The organism is Clostridium cuniculi, from assembly GCF_004353185.1.
GTDB lineage: Bacteria > Bacillota > Clostridia > Clostridiales > Clostridiaceae > Clostridium > Clostridium cuniculi.
On sequence record NZ_SMUS01000079.1, the window covers coordinates 1 to 3,843 of the forward strand.

The 3,843-nt window shown below is 34.5% G+C and carries 8 protein-coding genes and 1 other annotated feature; all 8 genes read right to left on the bottom strand.

Translation table 11 applies throughout. From position 1 onward, the window contains the following. Positions 1-171 precede the first annotated feature (171 nt). Entirely contained in the window at positions 172-537 is a 366-nt protein-coding gene (gene rplL, locus EJJ37_RS19450; protein ID WP_042402292.1) for a 50S ribosomal protein L7/L12, read from the bottom strand. 33 nt (positions 538-570) lie between these two features. Next, positions 571-1,074 (bottom strand): 50S ribosomal protein L10, encoded by a 504-nt coding sequence (gene rplJ / locus EJJ37_RS19455; protein WP_133017086.1) that lies wholly within the window; start codon positions 1,072-1,074, stop codon positions 571-573. Between the two features lie 36 nt (positions 1,075-1,110). Next, positions 1,111-1,242, bottom strand: a sequence feature (ribosomal protein L10 leader region). A 45-nt stretch (positions 1,243-1,287) separates the two neighbouring features. Next, positions 1,288-1,977, bottom strand: coding sequence for a 50S ribosomal protein L1 (gene rplA / locus EJJ37_RS19460; RefSeq protein WP_133017083.1), 690 nt, complete (start codon positions 1,975-1,977; stop codon positions 1,288-1,290). A gap of 60 nt (positions 1,978-2,037) precedes the next feature. Then, positions 2,038-2,463: a 50S ribosomal protein L11 gene (rplK, locus tag EJJ37_RS19465; RefSeq protein WP_042402288.1), complete on the bottom strand. Its 426-nt coding sequence runs from the start codon at positions 2,461-2,463 to the stop codon at positions 2,038-2,040. Between the two features lie 81 nt (positions 2,464-2,544). Further along, a complete protein-coding gene (nusG, locus tag EJJ37_RS19470; RefSeq protein WP_133017084.1) occupies positions 2,545-3,066 on the bottom strand; it encodes a transcription termination/antitermination protein NusG in 522 nt (173 codons plus the stop codon). A gap of 39 nt (positions 3,067-3,105) precedes the next feature. Continuing rightward, positions 3,106-3,342, bottom strand: a complete 237-nt coding sequence (gene secE, locus EJJ37_RS19475; RefSeq protein WP_133017085.1) for a preprotein translocase subunit SecE — start codon at positions 3,340-3,342, stop codon at positions 3,106-3,108. A 50-nt stretch (positions 3,343-3,392) separates the two neighbouring features. Continuing rightward, entirely contained in the window at positions 3,393-3,542 is a 150-nt protein-coding gene (gene rpmG / locus EJJ37_RS19480; protein WP_042402281.1) for a 50S ribosomal protein L33, read from the bottom strand. A 175-nt stretch (positions 3,543-3,717) separates the two neighbouring features. Next, the coding region (locus EJJ37_RS19485; RefSeq protein ID WP_446005004.1) for an EF-Tu C-terminal domain-related protein at positions 3,718-3,843 on the bottom strand (126 nt) is incomplete at its 5' end.

Genomic DNA, 3,843 nt, shown 5'->3' on the forward strand with positions numbered 1-3,843 from the left:
CCTCCTTTTGTCTATTAAATTTGGCTGCGAACCTTTTTTAATTATTGACAAAAGGAGTTTTTTTATATACTCACCGCTTAAGCTACTCTGAACATACCTGCACAGCAGGTAGTATTCATTTATACAATAAAAAAGGTGCTATAAAGCACCTTTTTATATTAAGTTAAGAAATTACTTAACTTCTACTTCAGCTCCAACTTCAGCTAATTTAGCTTTCATGTCTTCAGCTTCTTCTTTAGAAACAGCTTCTTTTAATGTCTTAGGAGCTCCGTCAACTATTTCTTTAGCTTCCTTTAATCCTAATCCAGTTATTTCTCTAACAACTTTGATTACTTTGATCTTGTTTGCACCAGCATTTGATAATACTACGTCAAACTCAGTCTTTTCTTCAGCTGCAGCACCTGCAACAGCTCCACCAGCAACAGCAACTGGAGCAGCAGCGCTAACACCAAACTCCTCTTCGCAAGCAGTTACTAATTCGTTTAATTCTAAAACAGTCATTTCTTTTATAGCTTGAATGATTTCTTCTCTTGTCATTTTAATTGCACCTCCAAAATTTTTATCAGTTTATTATTCAGCTGACTCTGATTCTTTTTTTTCTTTAATTGCATTTAATAAGTATGCAAGGTTTGATAATGGAGCCTTGAAGCTTCCAAGAAGTTTTGCAATAAGAACTTCTTTTGATGGGATTGTTGCAAGTTTTTCAACTCCAGCCTTGTCATAAACAATACCGTCAACAATACCTGCTTTTAATTCTAACTTCTTGTGGTCCTTAGCGAAGTTATTTAATACTCTTGCTGGAGCAGTAGCATCTTCATATCCGAATGCTATAGAAACTGGTCCTTCTAAGTATTGAACTAAATCACCTAAACCTAATTCGTTAGCAGCTAATGTTACTAATGTGTTTTTGTAAACTTTATATTCAACACCAGCTTCTCTTAAGCTCTTTCTTAACATTGTATCTTCTTCAACTGTTAAACCTTGGTAGCTAGCTAATGCAACACCTTGAGCTTTTTCTAACTTTTCTTTAATTTCAGCTACTTTAGCTTCTTTAATTTGTCTGTTCTTCTTTATCACTGTGTGTCCACCTCCTCACAGTTATTAACTGTAATATATATTAAGAAAGGTCTTCCCATAGACACAGGAAGACCAAATAAACAATCACTTATCTAGTTATCCTAGGCAGGCGATTACTTTAAACCTTACGGCACCTACTGTCTACGGAAACAGTATTCTCTTTTTTCACAACGAAATTTATTATACTATGTAAATTTCACTATGTCAATATTAATCTAAAACTTTTGTTGGGTTAATTTTAGCTCCAGGTCCCATTGTGCTTGAAACTGATACTGATTTAACGTATTGTCCCTTAGCAGCAGCTGGTTTAGCTTTTACTAAAGCATCCATTAAAGCATGGAAGTTTTGTTGTAACTTTTCAACTCCAAATGAAGCTTTTCCGATTGGGCAGTGAACGATAGCAGTTTTGTCAACTCTATATTCAACTTTACCAGCTTTGATGTCAGCTATAGCTTTAGCAACATCAAATGTAACTGTTCCTGATTTTGGGTTTGGCATTAATCCCTTAGGTCCTAAAACTCTACCTAATCTACCAACAACACCCATCATATCTGGAGTAGCTACTACTACATCGTAATCGAACCAGTTTTCACCTTGGATCTTTTGAACTAATTCTTCAGCTCCAACGAAATCTGCTCCTGCTTCTTGAGCTTCTGTTGCTTTAGCACCTTTAGCAAATACTAAAACTTTAACAGTTTTACCAGTTCCGTTTGGAAGAACAACAGCTCCTCTAACTTGTTGGTCAGCGTGTCTTGGGTCTACCCCTAATCTTACGTGTAATTCGATTGTTTCATCGAACTTAGCTTTTGCAGTTTTTACAGCTAAATCTAATGCTTCAGCTGGTGTATATAAAACGTTCTTATCTACTAATTTTGAACTTTCAACATATTTCTTTCCCATTATTATGCCTCCTTCGTGGTTTTAGCGGTTTTTACCTCCCACATTTTAAAAAACTCAGAATTACTCTGCTATTGTAACACCCATACTTCTTGCAGTACCTTCGATCATGCTCATAGCAGTTTCGATTGTTGCAGCGTTTAAGTCTGGCATTTTTAATTCAGCGATCTTTCTAACTTGATCCTTAGTTAATGTTCCAACCTTTGTTCTGTTTGGAACTCCTGATCCGCTTTCTAATCCTAATTCTTTCTTAATTAGAACTGCAGCTGGAGGAGTCTTTAAGATAAAACTAAAAGATCTATCTTGGTATACTGTTATAACAACTGGTATTATTAATCCAGCTTGATTAGCAGTCTTTGCGTTAAACTCCTTACAGAATCCCATAATATTAACACCGTGTTGCCCTAATGCTGGACCTACTGGTGGTGCTGGTGTTGCCTTACCTGCAGGAAGTTGTAATTTAATCATTCCTGTTACTTTCTTAGCCATTTACTATTCCTCCTATACTGTGGTAATACGGACTTTTTGTCCTCCCACTTAATTAAAAACATTAGTTTTATATATAATATATTAAACTAATTTCTCAACTTGGTTAAAATCTAGTTCAGCTAATGTTTCTCTGCCGAACATATCTATTAAAGCTTTTATTTTGTGTTTTTCAACACTTATCTCTTGGATTATTGCCACAAATTCTCTTAGTGGTCCAGAGATAACTCTTACACTTTCTCCTACTTCTAAGTCAATATCAATTGGCATTTCAACAACACCCATTGATTCTACTTCCTCGTCAGTAAGAGGTACTGGTTTAGAACCTGGTCCAACAAATCCTGTTACACCTCTTGTGTTTCTAACCACATACCATGACTCATCAGTCATTAGCATTTTAACTAACACATATCCTGGGAACTTTTTCTTTAAAGAAACCTTTTGCTTTCCATCTTTTTCTTCAATAACTTCCTCCATAGGAACTTGAATATCAAGAAGTAAATGTTCAAGATTTCTATTCTCTATAGTCTTTTCAAGATTAGCTTTAACCTTGTTTTCATAACCTGAATATGTGTGTACTACATACCATCTAGCTCTTTCACTCATATTTACTATAGATGAGAAACCTCATCTAAACCTCCTTTATTATAGTTTAAAAATCAATTTAAAGAGGTTTGTAAAAATATAATCTAACCCGCCTACTAATACAATATATATTAGTACGACTACGCCTACTGCAATTAACGCTTTTTTTGTGTCATATTTAGAAGGCCAAGTTATTCTTTTAACCTCTGCCTTAAGCTCTCTAAAAAACTTAGAAACCCCTCTTTTTTCAGAAGTTTTAGTATTAATATTTACATTTACATTTTCTTTAATAGCCATTACTTCACATCCTTAACTATTGCGAGTATGTGTCATCACTCTAAAGCGAACTATTTAGTTTCTTTGTGTTGTGTGTGTTTTTTACAGAATCTGCAATATTTATTCATTTCCATTCTGTCTGGGTTGTTTTTCTTATTTTTCATTGTGTTGTAATTTCTTTGCTTACACTCTGTGCATGCTAATGTTACCTTAACTCTCACAGTCTGCACCTCCAGTTTATCCAAATAATTATATAAGTCTATATGATATTGTGTTATCTATTTCGTTAATTACTTAAACACCTTACCACAAAACCGATATTATGTCAATAATATTAGCTTTGTAAAGGACTAGGTAAACTAACCCAGTCCTTATCTGTATTAAGTAAAACTATTACTATTCGATTATAGAAGTAACAACTCCTGAACCTACAGTTCTTCCACCTTCTCTGATAGCGAATCTTAAACCTTCATCCATAGCTACTTGAGTGATTAACTCAACGTTCATATCGATGTGGTCTCC